General features: G+C 43.7%; 14 protein-coding genes. 1 reads left to right on the top strand and 13 read right to left on the bottom strand.

The features are described from left to right. Window positions 1-25 precede the first annotated feature (25 nt). The 6 genes from dnaK to lepA all read right to left on the bottom strand — a co-directional run bounded on the left by dnaK (window position 26) and on the right by lepA (window position 8,921). Complete coding sequence (dnaK, locus tag ACUB3H_RS00310) at window positions 26-1,840, bottom strand: molecular chaperone DnaK (protein ID WP_459128648.1); 1,815 nt, start codon at window positions 1,838-1,840, stop codon at window positions 26-28. A 23-nt stretch (window positions 1,841-1,863) separates the two neighbouring features. Then, window positions 1,864-2,367, bottom strand: a complete 504-nt coding sequence (gene grpE, locus ACUB3H_RS00305) for a nucleotide exchange factor GrpE (protein WP_459128647.1) — start codon at window positions 2,365-2,367, stop codon at window positions 1,864-1,866. An 8-nt stretch (window positions 2,368-2,375) separates the two neighbouring features. Continuing rightward, window positions 2,376-3,395 carry a heat-inducible transcriptional repressor HrcA gene (gene hrcA, locus ACUB3H_RS00300; protein ID WP_459128646.1) on the bottom strand — a complete coding sequence of 340 codons (1,020 nt, stop codon included), beginning with the start codon at window positions 3,393-3,395 and terminating at the stop codon, window positions 2,376-2,378. 104 nt (window positions 3,396-3,499) lie between these two features. Continuing rightward, entirely contained in the window at window positions 3,500-6,034 is a 2,535-nt protein-coding gene (locus ACUB3H_RS00295; RefSeq protein WP_459128645.1) for a calcium-translocating P-type ATPase, PMCA-type, read from the bottom strand. A gap of 12 nt (window positions 6,035-6,046) precedes the next feature. After that, complete coding sequence (gene hemW, locus ACUB3H_RS00290) at window positions 6,047-7,120, bottom strand: radical SAM family heme chaperone HemW (RefSeq protein ID WP_459128644.1); 1,074 nt, start codon at window positions 7,118-7,120, stop codon at window positions 6,047-6,049. Next, window positions 7,110-8,921, bottom strand: coding sequence for a translation elongation factor 4 (gene lepA, locus ACUB3H_RS00285; protein ID WP_459128643.1), 1,812 nt, complete (start codon window positions 8,919-8,921; stop codon window positions 7,110-7,112). Before lepA ends, hemW begins: the two co-directional genes overlap by 11 nt. Window positions 8,922-9,046: 125 nt before the next feature. Here lepA and rpsT point away from each other — a divergent pair, with 125 nt between their 5' ends. Next, window positions 9,047-9,310, top strand: coding sequence for a 30S ribosomal protein S20 (gene rpsT / locus ACUB3H_RS00280; RefSeq protein ID WP_459128642.1), 264 nt, complete (start codon window positions 9,047-9,049; stop codon window positions 9,308-9,310). A 26-nt stretch (window positions 9,311-9,336) separates the two neighbouring features. Here rpsT and holA read toward each other — a convergent pair whose 3' ends face one another. From holA to trpB, 7 genes are all read right to left on the bottom strand, one after another. Continuing rightward, window positions 9,337-10,317, bottom strand: coding sequence for a DNA polymerase III subunit delta (holA, locus tag ACUB3H_RS00275; RefSeq protein ID WP_459128641.1), 981 nt, complete (start codon window positions 10,315-10,317; stop codon window positions 9,337-9,339). 4 nt (window positions 10,318-10,321) lie between these two features. After that, a complete protein-coding gene (locus ACUB3H_RS00270; protein WP_459128640.1) occupies window positions 10,322-12,241 on the bottom strand; it encodes a ComEC/Rec2 family competence protein in 1,920 nt (639 codons plus the stop codon). Window positions 12,242-12,291: 50 nt separating this feature from the next. Further along, complete coding sequence (locus ACUB3H_RS00265; RefSeq protein WP_459128639.1) at window positions 12,292-12,792, bottom strand: ECF transporter S component; 501 nt, start codon at window positions 12,790-12,792, stop codon at window positions 12,292-12,294. 91 nt (window positions 12,793-12,883) lie between these two features. After that, window positions 12,884-13,243, bottom strand: coding sequence for a 50S ribosomal protein L20 (gene rplT, locus ACUB3H_RS00260; protein ID WP_459128638.1), 360 nt, complete (start codon window positions 13,241-13,243; stop codon window positions 12,884-12,886). Between the two features lie 9 nt (window positions 13,244-13,252). Next, window positions 13,253-13,447: a 50S ribosomal protein L35 gene (gene rpmI / locus ACUB3H_RS00255; RefSeq protein WP_459128637.1), complete on the bottom strand. Its 195-nt coding sequence runs from the start codon at window positions 13,445-13,447 to the stop codon at window positions 13,253-13,255. Between the two features lie 11 nt (window positions 13,448-13,458). After that, a complete protein-coding gene (infC, locus tag ACUB3H_RS00250; protein WP_459128636.1) occupies window positions 13,459-13,977 on the bottom strand; it encodes a translation initiation factor IF-3 in 519 nt (172 codons plus the stop codon). Between the two features lie 141 nt (window positions 13,978-14,118). Continuing rightward, complete coding sequence (gene trpB, locus ACUB3H_RS00245; RefSeq protein ID WP_459129837.1) at window positions 14,119-15,330, bottom strand: tryptophan synthase subunit beta; 1,212 nt, start codon at window positions 15,328-15,330, stop codon at window positions 14,119-14,121. Window positions 15,331-15,598: the final 268 nt, after the last annotated feature.

Raw genomic sequence — 15,598 nt, 5'->3', positions numbered from 1 at the left:
CTCACAATGAAGAATAGGCTAATGCCTATTCTTCATCGACCGTTTCGTATTCTGTTGATTCTGTTCCTTGCTGTGTTTGCTCTTGTGGAGCTTCTTTATAGATCTTTTCAGCGATCGGATAGAATGCCTTTTCAAGCTCTTCGATAGCAGCTTTAATGGCTTCTGCATCCTCGCCCTTAGTAGCTTCTTTGGTCTTTTCGATCTTTTCTTGAACAGAAGTCTTCTCTTCCTCAGTAACCTTGTCACCGAGTTCATTGATGTTCTTTTCTGCTTCGTATGCTAGACTTTCGCCTCTGTTCTTGAGTTCAGCAAGCTCTTGACGACGCTTGTCTTCTTCTGCATACATCTCAGCTTCTTGAACTTTCTTCTTGATCTCTTCTTCTGTTAGGTTAGCAGAAGCTGTGATCTTAATCGATTGTTCCTTACCTGTTCCAAGGTCTTTTGCAGAAACGTGAACGATACCGTTTGCGTCGATGTCAAAGGTAACTTCGATCTTCGGTACACCACGGCGTGCTGGAGCGATGCCGTCGAGTTGGAACATACCGAGTGTTACGTTATCGCTAGCCATTGGACGTTCACCTTGAAGAACGTGAATGTCTACAGCCGGTTGGTTATCAGCTGCTGTGGAGAAGGTTTGACTCTTCTTTGTAGGAATGGTTGTATTTCTTTCGATGAGTCGTGTAAAGACGTTACCCATCGTTTCAATACCTAAGGATAGTGGTGTGACGTCTAGAAGGAGAACTTCTTTTACATCACCTTGTAGAACGCCTGCTTGAATGGCTGCACCACTTGCTACAGCTTCGTCTGGGTTTACGCCCTTATGAGGCTCTTTATTTACAATCTTACGAACCATGTCTTGAACTGCTGGGATACGAGTTGATCCACCGACGAGTACGACGTCATCGATATCGCTTGCTTCGAGTCCAGAGTCCTTAAGAGCGGCTCTTGATGGTCCTTCCGTCTTTTTAACGAGGTCTTCTGTCAATTGATCGAACTTCGCACGTGTGAGGTCGATGTCCATGTGGAGTGGGCCTTCTGGTCCGATCGTGATAAAGGGTAGGTTAATGGATGTCGTTTGAGTGGTAGAAAGTTCTTTTTTTGCTTTCTCAGCAGCTTCTTTAATGCGTTGCATTGCACTGAGACGTTCGCCTTCTTTACCGTAAGTCTTGAGGTCAATTTGGTGCTCGTTTTGGAATCTTTCGACGAGCCAGTCGACGATACGTTGGTCGAAGTCATCACCACCTAGGCGGTTGTTACCGTTTGTAGCGAGAACTTGGAATACGCCGTCACCGATTTCAAGGATCGATACGTCAAAGGTACCACCACCTAAGTCGAAGACGAGGATCTTTTTGTTCGTTTCGCTCTTATCGAGACCGTATGCAAGCGCTGCTGCTGTCGGTTCGTTGATGATACGTTTTACGTCGAGACCAGCAATCTTACCAGCATCTTTTGTCGCTTGTCTTTGAGCGTCTGTGAAGTAGGCAGGAACGGTGATAACAGCTTCTGTAATCTTTTCACCGAGGTAGCTTTCTGCATCAGACTTCATCTTTTGAAGGATGAGAGCAGAAATTTCTTGTGGTGTATAAGGCTTTCCGTCGATCGTCTTGGTCCAGTCGGTACCCATCTCACGCTTAACGGAGCTAATCGTACGTTCTGGGTTTGTAATCGCTTGTCTTTTTGCTGTTTCACCGACGAGACGCTCACCATTTTTCGTGAAAGCGACGATCGATGGGGTCGTACGGTTACCTTCTACGCTTGGAATAATCTTAACTTCGCCGCCTTCCATGACAGCGACACAAGAGTTTGTTGTACCTAAGTCAATACCAATCATTTTACTCATAATTTTTTCTCCTAAAAATAAATTTATTCACTCACTTTAACCATGCTTGCGCGAATGGTTCTTCCGTGTAATGTGTAGCCTTTTTGTAATTCCTCTAAGATGATGCCGGGCTCAACGCCTTCTTCTGTTCCCGTAAGCACTGCATGATGGAGTGTCGGGTCGAAAGGTTTTCCCTCGGCCTCTATCGCTTGTACTCCTTCTTTTTCTAAGAACTCTCTGAAACTCTTTTCAATGAGCTTTACGCCTTCATAGAGCTTTGACTGTTCTTCGCCTGAAAGGAGTGCTTTTTCTACGCTATCCATGACGACTAAGAGTCGACTGAGGTAGCGTTCGTTTCCAAATTGAATGAGATCCTGCTTTTCTTTTTCGACGCGACGTCTGTAGTTTTGAAGTTCAGCCTGTGATCTTAGACACTGATCTTTCCATTTTTCCACTTCTTCTTGAAGTACCGTGAGTTCGTTCTCCTCTTTTTCTTCCATCTGTTCTACTTCTACTGATTCGTTGGTCTCGTTTTTGATGTCTTCCACGACTCCTCCTATAAAGTAATTCCTGAGAAAATCTGCTCTACCGTATCGCGAATGTCCTCAATGAGATTTAAGGCCTTACGGTAATCCATGCGAACACTACCGATAAGAGCAATGCTTCCCTTATCGTCGCCATTATAGTAATAATCGCTTTTAATGAGAGCTAGTCGTTTAAAGCGCTCATCGTGAAGCTCATTACCAAGCATAATCTGCGTTCCCTCATCCCCAGGCTTTAATATTTGTAAGACTTTATCGTTATCATTAAAGAACTCGAGGATGGCCTTCGCTTCTTCAAGCGTTGTACAGTTCGTACCATCTACAATGTGCTCAAGACCGCAAATGAAAAGTTGGTCTTGATTAAATTCTTTCAAAGCTTCTCTTAGCTTTGGAAGAATGTAGATAATCAAGCGGTCTAAAAGCTCATTATTTCCTAAAATATCTGAGAACGCTTTGAGATCCATCGCCTCAATCGTCTGACTCTTAAACTTATCGAGTAAGAGCTTTGACAGATGATCCATCGTCTCCTGTGAGGCGTTGTCATGTAAAAGCTCCATCGTCCTGATATCTGCATTGTCGCTCACGAGGATCATGAGGAAGCGCGTCGAATCAATGCGAATGAGCTTTAAATTTTGGAGTGTCATCTTCTTAAAAGCTGGCATCGTAACGATGGCCGTCATCTCAGAAAGTTCCCTTAGCATGCGTGAAGCCTTTCTTAAGATGCGCTCACCATTCATATCTCCACTTAATAAGCTTCCCACTTGCTCATTGAGATCATCTCGTTCGAAGTCTTTTAAGAAGATCTCATCGAGGTAATATCGCATACCGAGCTCTGAAGGAATGCGTCCAGCAGAAATGTGCGGTTGAATGATGTAGCCGTATTCCTCGAGGTCTGCCATGTCGTTACGAATCGTAGCCGGTGAAAGGTTGACACCTGGATGCTTCGAAATCGTTCGACTTCCTACGGGCTGTCCCTCTCGGATAAAGTCATCGACGATGAGTCTAAGAATCGCAATTTGTCTATCTGTAATCATATGCTCCTCACCTTTGTTAGCACTCAACACACCTAAGTGCTAATTACATTATACACCAATCCTCTCTTTCGTCAACAAAAAAAAGCTCTTTTTTTAAAAGAGCTTTATTCTTTAACAATGAGCTTACGAATCTCTCCGAAGAGAAATGGCATACAGCTTGCAGCCAGAACGATAAGCCACGATTCACTCGAGAGCGGAACGACTTTAAAAATCGTCATGAGTGGCGGTAAGAAGAGTACGGCGCACTGTAGTCCTACACTCACAAGGAAAGCCATGATAAAGGAACGGTTAGAAAAGAGTCCCCTTACAAAGACACTATTCTTACTGCGCTGGTTAATGGCTTGAACGAGCTGTGCAAAGGCGATCGTAGCAAAGGCCATCGTACGACCAACTTCGACTTCTGTCTCTAGGCCGATTAAAAAGACAGCATAAGTGAGAAGACCGATGAAGAGTCCTTCGATGACAGTGAGCGTCACGCCTTTTTTCGTAAGTACCTTTTCGTTTACACCTCGCGGTGGACGATTCATAACGTTCTTTTCCGGGGCTTCCACACCGAGTGCTAAAGCTGGAAGTGAATCGGTCACGAGATTGATCCAGAGGAGCTGAACGGCGACGAGTGGCATGGGCTGATTGAAAAGAATCGCAAAGAACATGAGAATGACTTCTGCTAAGTTACAGCTAATGAGATAGCGAACGGTTCTTTGAATGTTATCGTAGATGACGCGTCCACTTTCAATGGCTTTCACGATCGTAGAGAAGTCGTCGTCGAGAAGAACCATGTCGCTAGCACCTCTTGCAACGTCTGTTCCTACCTTACCCATCGCAACACCGATGTCGCTTCGTTTAAGAGCTGGCGCATCGTTTACACCGTCCCCTGTCATAGCGACGACTTTACCTTTTTTCTTCCAGGCATCGACGATTCGAACCTTCTGTTCGGGAGCTACTCGAGCATAGACTCGAATCTGCTCAACCTTTTCAGAAAATTCTTCTTCGCTCATCTTATCGAGTTCACTGCCTCGAATGGCGAGCTGTCCTTCTTCTAAAAGACCAATATTTTTAGCAATGGTCGTGGCTGTAAGAAGGTGATCTCCTGTAATCATCACGACATCGAGGCCAGCACCTTTCGCCTTTTTAATGGAATCCACGACCTCTTCTCTCGCAGGATCCATCATGCCGACCATGCCGACAAAGGTGAGTCCCTCTTCAGAGAGAGCTTTCGTATCTTTCTTTGCTAAGGCAAGCACACGCAGAGCATCCTTCGCATATTCTTCGTTCTTATCTTGAATGATGTACTTATCTTGTTCTGTAATGGGACGAACGACTCCGTTTTCTACGATGTGCGTCGTACGACTTAAGATCTCATCGATACCACCCTTGGTAAATTGGATGTAACCCGATTCTGTCGTATGAAGCGTACTCATCATCTTACGTTCAGAGTCAAAAGGAAGCTCAGCAATTCTCGGATACTTTTCTTCAAGGTCCGCCTTATTCATCTGGAATTCCTTGGCGAAGTCTAAAAGAGCTACCTCGGTAGGATCTCCCATGGCTTCAGCATCCGAAATGGAAGCGTCATTACATAGGGAAAGTCCTGTGACGAGTTCCTCATTTTTATCATCTAAAAGATACGCTCTTAAGACCTTCATCTTATTTTGCGTTAAGGTTCCCGTCTTATCGGAGCAGATGACACTGGCAGAACCGAGCGTTTCTACAGAAGGAAGTGTACGAATGACCGCATTTCTCTTCGCAAGCTTAGAAACACCAACGGCCATGACGATCGTTACAATCGCAGGAAGTCCTTCAGGAATGGCAGCTACCGCAACACCTACGGCTGTGATAAACATCTCGGAGATTTCGCGCTTTTCTAGAATTCCTAAGCCAAAGATCACAAGAGAAATGAGTACGACGAGCGTCGCCAAGACTTTTCCTAGGTGATCGAGTTGCTTTTGTAGCGGTGTCTTCTCTCCGTCGTCGTTCATGATCATAAAAGCAATCTTACCGATTTCCGTATGCATGCCCGTTTCCATAGCGAGGAACTTCGCACGGCCATAGGTCACGATCGTCGAACTAAAGACCATGTTCTTTCGATCGGCGATTGGAACATTTTCAAAGGCAGAAAAGTGTTCGTCTTTTTCTACAGGTGTCGATTCACCCGTTAAAGCGCTCTCATCGACCTGAAAGTTCATGGAACTAATGAGACGACCGTCTGCAGGAATGACATTTCCTGCTTCTAAGAAAACGATGTCTCCAGGAACGATTTCACTCGTTAAAACCTTCGTTTGTTTTCCGTCTCTTAAGACGACCGATTCTGGTTGAGCGAGCTTTTTTAGTGCATCTAGGGCGTTTTGAGCACGATATTCTTGAATCGTACTGATCACACCATTTAAGATGACAATCGCTAAGATGAGGATGGCATCGGTATATTCCTTTAATAAGACGCTTACGACACATGCTGCAAGGAGCACGAGAATCATGACATCCTTAAAGTTTCCAAAAAAGACAGAGAGAATGGATTCACGATCGGTCTGAATAATCTCATTCGGTCCAAACTGCTTTAAGCGGTCTTTTGCATCTTTTGATGTGAGGCCATCCGCACTCGTATTTAAATTCGTATATTGTTCTTCGAGTTGTTGCCTATACATACTCGTTCCTTTCTATTCGTCTAGTAGATCTACTAAGACGCTATGAAGAAGGTCTAGGCCTTGTTTGGTTGGCCTTAAGAACCCATCATAAATTAAGTTACCGTTTTCAATATGCTTTAAAACATTAGCTTTGATGTTTTCCTCGTAGGAAGGATGAGCCTTTTTAAAGGCTTCATAGTCGATTCCTCGTACAAGTCGAAGGCCGAGCATCAGCTCTTCAAAGGCAATATCCTCTTCACTCAGTACTTCTTTTTCTGTAAGAGTAGGATCCTTTAGATAGCTTTCGATATGAGGTAAATGCTTGGTTCGAACATTCCCTAGAAGTCCATGCGCTCCGGCGCCGATCCCTAAGGTGTCCAAACGGTTCCAGTAGCGAAGATTGTGCTTCGATTCAAAGCCAGGATGTGAAAAGTTACTGACCTCATAGCGAGCATAGCCCTTTTCTTTTAATAGATTCAGGATGAGATCAAATTGATTGGAACTCACCTCGTCATCGACTTTTCTTAGAACTTTCGATAGTGGCCTATTTTCATAGAGCTCTAATTCATACGTACTGATGTGCGTGGGTTCAAAGTCTATGAGCCTATGAAGAGAGTCTTCAATTCCCTTTTCATCTTCATCGATCGCATAAATGAGATCGAGGTTGAAGTTTTTAATGCCCGCCCGTTTTATTGCTTCGACGGCAACTTCCACTTGTTTTTTGTCATGAATTCTTCCGAGTTTTTTAAGCATCTCATCGTTCATACTCTGAACGCCCATGCTGACTCGGTTGATCCCCATGTCCTTCCAAAGACAAGCCTTTTCTAGACTTACGCTTTCAGGATTCGCTTCTATCGTAAACTCTTCCACTTCATAGTCATTAAAAAAATCTAAAAGCTTAGGAAGTGGTTTAAAGTAAGAGGGCGTTCCTCCACCTAAGTATACAGTAGAAAGTTTTCTAGGTAGTTCGATGCTTCCTAGTTCTTTTAGAAGAGCTTCAAGATAAGGCTCTTGTAGTGAATCATTCCTTAAACTATAGAAGTCACAGTAGGAACACTTCTTTTCGCAAAACGGCAAGTGAATGTAGATTCCTAGATCATTCTTCATCAAACTTTAATACGGTTAAGAAGGCTTGCTGTGGTACTTCTACGCTACCAAATTGACGCATGCGCTTCTTACCTTCCTTTTGCTTTTCAAGGAGCTTCTTTTTACGGCTAATATCACCACCATAACACTTCGCCAAGACGTCTTTTCGAAGCGCCTTAATGGTTTCTCTCGCGATGATGTTATTACCAATGGCTGCCTGAAGGGGAATCGCAAATTGCTGACGCGGGATGACATCTTTGAGTCTTTCTACGATCATTCTTCCACGGCTTACAGCCTTTTCTCTATGAACGATCATACTGAAGGCATCGATGAGCTCGTGGTTAATTAAGATATCCATTTTAACGAGATCACTTGCTTCATAACCATCTAAGTGATAATCAAAGGATCCAAAGCCCTTGGTCTTCGATTTTAACGCATCGAAAAAGTCGTAGATGATCTCATTTAACGGCAGAGTGTAGTGAAGCATGACGCGTTTTTCATCGATGTATTGCATGTCGATGAAGGTTCCGCGGCGATTCTGACAGAGTTCCATCACGGTACCTACATAATCTTTCGGTACGATGATATCGGCTTTAACAATCGGTTCTTCAAAGAGCTCGATCATCGTGGGATCAGGTAGGTTCGAAGGGTTTTGAATCATGAGCTGTTCGCCCTTGGTCGTCGTCACACGATAGATGACAGAAGGAGCTGTTGCGATGAGATCGAGGTCGAACTCACGCTCTAAGCGCTCTTGAATGATCTCCATGTGTAAAAGGCCGAGAAAACCACAGCGGTATCCGAACCCTAGAGCGACGGAGCTCTCTGGTTCAAAGACGAGCGCAGCATCGTTTAATTGCATCTTTTCTAAAGCATCTCGAATCGATTCATAGTCCTCCCCTTCTGCAGGATAGAGTCCACAGAAGACGACGGGAAGGGCTGGTTCATAACCGGGAAGCGGTTCGGAGACGGGACGCTTGGCATTCGTAATCGTTTCACCGACACGTACGTACTTCGTTTCTTTAATGCTTGCACTGATGTAACCGACTTCACCTGCGCGTAAGGAGCTCGTCGGTGTCATGTTCGGGGTAAAATAACCGACTTCCACGACATCAAACTCGGCACCTGTTGCCATCATCTGAATCACATCGCCTTTTTTGACTTCGCCATCGAAAATTCGAACGAGCGGAATCGCTCCTCGGTAGCTGTCGTAAAAGGAGTCAAAGATGAGAGCCTTTAGTGGTTTTGTGACATCTCCCGTGGGAGCTGGAATCTTTTCTACAATGGCTTCAAAGACATCGACGATATTGAGTCCGCTCTTGGCACTGATTCTAGGAGCATCCTCTGCATAGATTCCTATAATATCTTCAATCTCTTGAATGCATTCCTCTGGCATCGAGCTAGGGAGATCGATTTTATTTAATACTGGGACGATTTCAAGTCCTACTTTATCTGCTAAATAGACATTGGCAATGGTCTGAGCTTCTACGCCTTGAGAACTATCTACGACTAATATAGCTCCTTCACAAGCTGCTAAGGAACGAGATACTTCATAGGTGAAGTCGACGTGGCCAGGGGTGTCGATGAGGTTAAAGATGTACTCCTCCCCATTTTTTGCCTTATAAATGAGTCGACTCGCTGTAAGCTTAATCGTAATTCCACGTTCCCTTTCAAGCTCCATATCATCAAGGACTTGAGCTTTCATCTCACGAGATGTCAAGGTACCCGTGAGCTCAATCATGCGGTCTGCGAGTGTGCTCTTACCGTGGTCAATATGCGCAATGATTGAAAAGTTCCTTATCCGTTCTTGATTTATTTGGTTCATGTTTCCTCCATACAGGAAGTATTATATCAAAAATCATGGTATTATTCATCGTTTTATTGTTGCAATAGCTAGTTCATCATGATAGAATTGTTCTGTTATAAGCCGCCTTAAGGAGGTGAGAAGTCATGGCAAATATTAAATCTGCAAAAAAGAGAATTTCTGTCATCAAGAAAAAAACAGAAATCAACAAGTCTGCTAAGTCTAAAATGAAAACATCTATTCGTAAGTTTAACGAAGCATGTTTAGCTGGAGATAAAGACGTTGCTCTTCGTTCTTTCCTCGAAGCAGAAAAGACAATCCGTAAGACTGCTTCTAAGGGTACCATTCATAAGAATGCCGCTGACCGTAGAGTAAGTCGTCTCGCTAAAAAACTAGCTAGCTTAGCATAAGAAATGGCCGAAGGTTTCGGCCTTTTTTATTTCCTTAAAAGCTGTAACAGAAGGGACTCCACTTCCCTCTCCATGGATACGGTCTCATTTCTCGATAAGAACTGTAGTTTAAAGACCCGATCGAAGCTATCCCACAATTCTTCTTTCGAATACTGATTGGAAATTCCTAGATTCTTCTTTGCGGCAAATTCTTTTTTGACATCGGTTCGATCCATGACTGTAAGAAGCGGATAGCCGCGTTTTGTGAGCTCTTTTGTTACCATGAGTGTTGAATACGTACTCGTCATGATACTGAGGAAGCGATGGAGATCTCCCCCAGCCTTCTTGTATTCACGAAACCTTCTCATGGCATTTTCTGTCTTTCGATTGGACACTTCACTGATGAGTTCAAAGACGTTATCTTCTAAGGGCCTATCAATATTTTTCATGACACGTTCTTCTGTGATCACTTCTTCACTCGTGCTACAGAGTTTTAGAATCTCATTTAAAATAAAGTAGAGATCGGTCGTAGAGCCCCATTCGTCGTAGCGAAGAAAAGAGATCATGTACTGAAGCGCTCGGTCATTGATGCGTTTTTTTCGAAGTGAAAACTGCTTGGTGATCCAGCGTGGGAGTTCGCTCTTAGTGATGCGCTTCATGTCGACGGTCGTAAAACCCTTAAGCTTACACTTACCGGGATATAAGACGACAATGATATGCTCCTCCACTTGTTCACAGAGCTTTCTAAAGTCATCCCAAAGACTACTATTTTCTTCTAAGTTCTTAACGATACAGAGCTTTTGATCACTGAAAAAGCCCAGTCCTAAAAGAAAGTTAGAGAGGGATTCTAAACTCCCTTTTGAAGCATCAAAAGTAAGCTCATTTAATTCGTTGGAGCCGTCAAAACCGTAGTGACTTCGAATTTTTTCTAAAAAGTCGTCTACGAGATAGGGCTCCGCCCCTTGTAAAATGAGCAAATGATCTAACTTATTCTCTTTTAGTAATCGGTACGCTTCCATGTATGTCATAGATTCATTTTATCAAAACGGGAGATTGACGTCTATACGCCTTTCCTTTTATAAAAATCGTTCCTTCTTTGAAGGTATGTAAAACAGTAGATTCTTTTAAATACTCCAGCACCTCTTTTGCTGGATGTCCAAAGCGATTCCTTCCGTAGCTTAAAATCGTGAGCTTTACTTTCTGTGCTGAAATGGAAGGGTTCAAAGAATGCTTCGAACCATGGTGAGAAAACTTCACGACATCGACTCCATCAAACCATTCTTCTTTGAGGTAATCCGCGGAGACATCGCCTAAAAAGAGATACGTCACATCCTGGTAAGTGAAGCGGATGACAAGCGAGTTGTCGTTTGCATCAAACTGGTCTACTTTGGGATGAAGGATCAAAAAATTGATCCCATCGACCGTTACGACGTCATCTTCTTTTAAGGGAATTCCTCCAAAGGTGACACCATAAGCGTTTTCATAGAGCGTCTCATAGTGAATGGAATCGAGCATTCCGCTGTGATCGAGATCGGGATGTGTAATAAAGACGGTATCAATCGGTTTTACGGTGTAGTGGCGAAGAAGGGTCGGTAGAGTCCTATCCTTCCCGGTGTCGATAAGAACCGTCTTTCTAGTGGGCGTTATGATGAGAGCACTATCCCCTTGACCGACGTCTAAGAAGAAGACGCCTCGCTCCAGGCTTTGAATGAAAAACATCGCTAGAAAGACCATCGTAATCATGGTGAAAAGAATACCTACCATGTGCCTTTTTCTAAAGTCATAGAACTCTTTTCTTAAAAAGCTTAAAAGAAAGAGAATGAAAAAGAGCACCAGGATCCCTCCCACAAAGACATTGGGTCTTAGGACACTTAGGCTAAAGATTGAGACTTGACTCGTTAGCTTCGTAAGAGCTAAGAAGCCCTTTAAAAAGACATAAAGTAGTGGCTGTAGTACAAAGACAATGACAGAGACAGCGAGGTAAGGAAAAGCAAAAGAAAGAAGCTCTGTTAAGATGTAACTTACGACGTAATAGACGGGGTTTAGAACGCCATTTAATAAGAGCGTCATGGGAATCATCCAGAGGTAAAGTGTCAGAATCGAAGGCTTCTTCTGTAGGACGAGCGACGCATGAGCTGTAAACCCAAGCCAAAAGGAAAGACTTGTGACCCAGTAGATATTCACAAGTAGCATGAGACTGACAGCCAAGAAGAACTGATCGATCGCATCGTTTTCTCGAAGCCGATAAAACTGTATCACTCTAAAGACGTAGATAAGTGCACAGCGAACGGCACTCGGATGAAAGTCTGTAAGGACTGTTAAGGTAAAAAAGAGTGCTAAAAGAATACCGTGCACGATGAACTTTGGAATGAGTAGGATTCCAGAAATCTTTCGTATGGCATTTTCTAAGATCGTTAGATGAAGTCCACTCACAACAATGAGGTGCAAAAGTCCTAAGTCCTTTAGTGCGACTTCATCTTCCTTTTTAAGGCTTCCTTGTCCTATGAGTAGACTTGAAACAAAAGGCGTGAGGTCACCAAAGAGCGTTGTTCGACGCTGAACAAAGGTCGTCACTTTCGTTCGAAAGGAAGGAACTTTCTTAATTAGTTCCTTCTTCCTTAGTACGAGACTCGCTCTCATTCCTTTGGAGCGGTACTGCTCTTCTTCCGTTGAAAAGAAGATCCCACGTTTCGTAGAAAAAGGAAGGGTCTTTCCTTCAACCTGATACTCCCCCTCTTCTAACGCTTCTCGTATGAGATACCTCTTTCCACCGATCGAACAGGTGACGCTAAAATCGTTGTAGCGCTCGATTAGGGCCTGACCTTTCACTTCACTAGGGAGAATGTCGGGAATCGCTAAGCGTATGAGTACGATAGCTATAAAGAAGAGATGGAGCTTTGAAGGAGAAAAGAGAAGGAAAACAAAAAGGAACAGGATGAGTAAATAACTCATCCTGTTCAGGAATGTCAGTTCTATAAAAAAGAGGACTAGAAAGAAGAGAATTACTTCTCTTCGTTCGAATCTTTGTTCCATTGAATTTGATTCTTAAGGGCAAACATGAGTACGACTCCTAAGAGAACGCCAAACGCACCCTGAATCAGGTTTAGCGGAATACTTGGAGTTGCTTGTGCAATGCCACCGTAGATGATCGCTTCAAAGGTAAAGTAGCCTGCGATCATTAAGATCTCTGCAAGGATAAACTTTACCGTCATGATGACCTTTGTACGAGTAAAACCGATGGAAACGATAAGTGCCATGATCGCTTTAATGGCAAAAGTTACAGGTGCATAGATGCCGTAACCTGCTTGTAAGTCAGCAAGTGCAGAACCTACACCACTAACGATAGGACCTAAAACAGGTCCGAGAACGACACCACTTAGGAGAACAAAGGCATCTCCAGCATGGATGTATCCTTTTGGTGATGGAACCTTTACAAAGGCTGTTAGGACAAAGATGATAGCGATAAATAAACCACTTAGTACGATTTTTCTAGTGTCTTTCATAGGGTCTCCTTATTGAGAGTCTACTACGCAAAAGACTTCTAATGGCAATCTCACTTCTTTGTTCCAAAACGAAAGATTGCCGAAGCAATCTTTACGCGTTAATTTGAGTTTTAGCTTGTTCTACAAGGCTTGTGAAAGCTTGTGGATCATTGACTGCAAGATCAGCGAGCATCTTTCTATTGATAGAAATGCCAGCGTTCTTTAAGCCAAACATGAGCTTGGAGTAGCTCATTCCGTTCATGCGGCTTGCTGCGTTAATACGAGCAATCCAAAGTTTGCGGAAGTCTCTACGACGGAGTTTTCTTCCGATGAACATGGAGCGAAGGGAATGGAGCATGGCAGTATTTGCAGCTCTAAAGACCTTACTCTTTTGACCGTAAAAGCCCTTGGTGAGCTTAAGTACTTTCTTGTGTTTTTTCTTTGCGTTTACTGCGCCTTTAATGCGTGCCATGGTTTCCTCCTAGTAAGGCATAGCGTCGATGATACGTTTGATATCGCCGCTAGCTGTCATTGCTTGTTTACCTAAGTGTCTTTTTGCTTTGGAGCTCTTTTGACTGAGCTTATGACGCATACCTTGACGGCCACGTTTTAGGCCACCTGAAGCAGTCTTCTTGAAACGCTTTGCAATGCTGTTTCTGGTTTTCATTTTTGGCATAATGTGCCTCCTTATTTCTTCGGTGAATAGAGTGCTGTTAGACTTCTTCCATCGACGATGGGAGCTTTTTCTAACTCTCCGTACTCTTTAATCATCTCTGTAAAACGATCTACAACTTCTACGCCGAGTTCTTTTCTTCCGAGCTGACGACCCTTATAGCGGAGCGAAACCTTGAGTCGATCGCCGTCTTGCAAGAATTCGATGGCATGACGCGCCTTTGTATTTAAGTCTCCATCGTCAATCGTTACAGACAAGCGAATCTCTTTAACCTGAATGACCTTTTGTTTTTTCTTCTGCTCTTTTTCCATCTTCGTCTGTTCGTAGCGGAATTTACCATAATCCATGATGCGAACGACCGGTGGATTAGCGCCAGGAGCGATCTTAACAAGGTCTAGATGTTCTTCTTGAGCGAGAGCCAAAGCTTCTCTTGCACTCATGACACCAACTTGTTCTCCATCGGCTCCGATGACACGAAGCTCGCGGTCTCTGATTTCTTCATTGATTTCGTTCTTTTTAATAATGATAGTCACCCTTTCCATAAAAAAAATGCGGACACAAAAGTCCGCACTAAAAAATTCAGTATTAACCCGACGCTTCAGCATCCAGGTGAGAAACGGACTTCTGCTTAGTTACCATGTAACTTTACATGATCTAACGTCCGTTGTCAAGCCTTATTTTATCCTATTTCCATAATGTTCGATCATAAACTCGAGGTCTTTGTCGCCACGACCAGAGAGGTTTATGAGGATCGAGCCGTGATCCATGGTCTTTGCTAGTTTCATCGCATAGGCGACAGCATGGGAGCTCTCTAGAGCGGGAATGATACCTTCTAAGCGAGGAAGCGTAAAGAAAGCATCGACGGCTTCTTCATCAGTAATGACATCGGTCGATAGCCTCCCTACTTCTTTTAAGAAAGCGAGTTCTGGACCGCTCGAAGGATAATCGAGTCCACTTGCGATCGAATGGACAGGAGCAGGTTCTCCCTTAGGATCCTTTAGCATTATACTATGAAAGCCATGCATTGTTCCAGCTTCTCCTAAATGGAGACTCGCTGCGTGTTCTCCGTAACCTCTTCCCTTTCCTAAGGGTTCGATGCCTACAAGTTTTACGGGATCATTTAAAAAGCCTGAAAAGATGCCTAAGGAGTTACTTCCACCGCCGACACTCGCTGTGACGACGTTGGGAAGATTTCCTGTCATTTCTAAAAATTGCTCTCTGGCTTCGATTCCTATGATGCGCTGAAAATCTCGAACCATCATAGGAAAAGGATGAGGTCCTAGAGCTGAACCGATACAGTAGATGGCCGTGTCGTATTCTCTTTTATAGGCGTTAAAAGCTGCATCGACGGCTTCTTTTAGAGACTGATAGCCCTCTTCGACTTCGATGACTCGAGCACCTAAGATGCGCATTCTAGAGACATTCGCCGCTTGCTTTTTTACATCGATTGCACCCATGTAGATGTCACACTCAAGACCGAAGTAAGCTGCTGCGGTAGCGAGAGCGACGCCATGCTGACCAGCTCCCGTCTCTGCGATCACCTTTTTCTTTCCCATGTACTTTGCAAGGAGTCCTTCTCCCATGCAGTGATTGAGCTTATGCGCACCGCTGTGATTTAAGTCCTCGCGTTTTACATAGAGTTGAACCGTTCCACCTAAGTGATTCGATAGGTTTTGAAGGTGAGAAATGGGCGTCGGACGACCTTGAAACTCCTTACGAATGCGTCGTAGCTCAGAAATAAATTGTCTCGACTGACTGATGGAGTAATAGGCCTTGGTCGTCTCCTTCATCGCTCTACTTAGTTCATCATCTACAAACGCTCCACCAAAGTCTCCAAAAAAACCCTCTTCATTAGGATAATTAAAAAAATACGTTTCAAAGTCGATTGTTTTCATAGGAATCCTTTCTAAAAAAAATCGTCCTGAATTATCAGGACGAAAAATCGCTATACCACCTCATACGTTTCAGAGTACCAACATACTCCTAGCAACTAACGCATGCCTCGCGTCTAAGACTACTCTTTTCATTTCGTTTAGCCCTCAGCGGCCCATAGATAAACGGTTTCTTACTGGACTTCCACCTACGCCAGCTCTCTAGAAAGGCTTTGTTTATCATTTTCCCGCATCAATGGTTTGGGTTCATTATAACGCGTAA

This window comes from Guggenheimella bovis, assembly GCF_054492335.1.
Note: the sequence above shows the minus strand (reverse complement) of the source record. Positions and strands in the feature narration are given on the sequence as shown.